General features: G+C 69.2%; 3 protein-coding genes. All 3 read right to left on the reverse strand.

The genetic code is table 11. The features are described 5' to 3' along the window. Positions 1-192, reverse strand: a 192-nt coding sequence (locus tag A3ES_RS50810; protein WP_040457288.1) for a hypothetical protein, incomplete at its 3' end; no start/stop codon positions are given. A gap of 7 nt (positions 193-199) precedes the next feature. Then, positions 200-553: a hypothetical protein gene (locus A3ES_RS0145480; protein ID WP_020393474.1), complete on the reverse strand. Its 354-nt coding sequence runs from the start codon at positions 551-553 to the stop codon at positions 200-202. Then, complete coding sequence (locus tag A3ES_RS0145485) at positions 553-1,545, reverse strand: hypothetical protein (RefSeq protein ID WP_020393475.1); 993 nt, start codon at positions 1,543-1,545, stop codon at positions 553-555. The genes A3ES_RS0145480 and A3ES_RS0145485 overlap by 1 nt, the downstream gene beginning before the upstream one ends. Positions 1,546-1,635: the final 90 nt, after the last annotated feature.

The following is a 1,635-nucleotide window of genomic DNA, read 5'->3' on the forward strand; positions in this document are numbered from 1 at the left end:
CCCCCAGTCGTCCTGCTTGGGCTCGTCGATGTTCTCGACGTGCTGGTCGATGAACGAGCCGATGCGGCGCAGCAGCCACCCGGCGTCTCCCTTGCGGAGACGGATCTTCCGCTGGGTGCCCGGGATGAGCTGGACGTCGGTCAGGCTCTCATCGTTCGCGGTCCAGCCGTTCTGGGAGGTCGGGGTGGTCACGGGTGGTTCATCCCTTCAGTAGGTTCGCTGCCGCGCCAGCCACTCCGATGAGCAGCGACGTCGCGGCGAGGAGGATGGAGACCCAGGCGGGTATCCGGTTGGTGCGCGCCTGGTCGGCGCTGACTTGGAGGCCCTGCACCGCGCCGTCACGGGCCTGAGCCAGCTCGACGGTCCGCAGCCGGTCGTCCAGCTGGTTGGTCCGGCCCTCGCTCTTGGTCTGCCGATCGGTGAGGGAAGTGATCTGGCTGCGCTGCTCCGTGAGCGACGTCTCGACCATCGACTTGAGCTCGATCACGGTCGTGTAGACCTGGCCGAGCGTGATCCGCGCCGAAGGGTCCATCCCCTGGTCCGGGGCGGTCATCACGCGGCCTCGTAGGTGCCGCCGATGAGCAGCTCGTCGCCAGCCGCGAACGCCACCGGCGCCGTGCCAGTGACGAGCGCGTTGCCCGCGGAGCCGATCATGCGGAACGAGTTCGTCGCGAACCCGACACCGATGAGGCCCCAGTACTGCGGCCCGCTCCGGAACACGTAGCCGGACAGGCCACCAACCGGCGACGTCGCCGCGCCCACCGGGTAGGACAGCCGCCATTCGCCGGTGCCGTACGTGGTGGTGCTGCCCATCAGGATCCGGATCCGGAAGGTGACCAGTTTGCCGAGCTGCTTGTAGGCCCCGGTCAGCGTGCCGTTCCCCAGCGACGGCGCGTTGCCGCTGGTCAGCCAGGTCGGGACGTACGAGTCCCACGCGGTGGCCGGGAATGGGTGCGTGTGGTCCGCCCGCGCGGCCTTGCTCGAGACACCAACCGCACCACCTGCCCCGAACGCCACGGTGCTCGGAGCGTCCGGATCCGTGATGAGGCCGGCGACCTGGTCGACGGCGAACTGCCGGGTCGCGGCGTCGTCGCCCACGGTCGGAGCGCCGAGCCCGGTGAGCTTCTGGCCGCCCATGTTGACCGGGGCTGTCGGTGCGGCGAGCGCGCTCAGCTGGACACCGGCGTGTGCCGCGTCGTCGTGAGCGGGCAGCGCGTGCTTGTGGTCCGCCCGGGCCGACCTCGCGGACGTGCCCTCAGCTGCGGCACCGCCGAACGTCAACGCGGTCGGGACCACGCCACCGTTCGGCCCGATCTCGTTCCACTGGACGCCGTCGTCGCGGTACAGCTTCCGAGTGTCAGTCGTGAAGTAGTACCGACCCCGGACGCCGGCAACAGGCCGCAGCGCGATCGTGCCCTGCTGGTCAATCGCCGTGAGGTCGTCGAGCTTCTGCTGCTGGGTATCCCAACCGCCTCGAGCGGGCCAGGCGTCGGTACCCGCAGACCAGCGGTTGATCCCCAGACGCGGGGTAGTGGAGACGGCCATGGCCACACCGTCTGCGCGATCAGGCTTTCAAGGTGGGATGCATGCCGTGTTGCAAGCTTGCCTGCAAGCTGACCCGAGAACGAAAAACCC

The organism is Kribbella catacumbae DSM 19601, assembly GCF_000372465.1.
In the GTDB taxonomy this organism is placed as follows: domain Bacteria; phylum Actinomycetota; class Actinomycetes; order Propionibacteriales; family Kribbellaceae; genus Kribbella; species Kribbella catacumbae.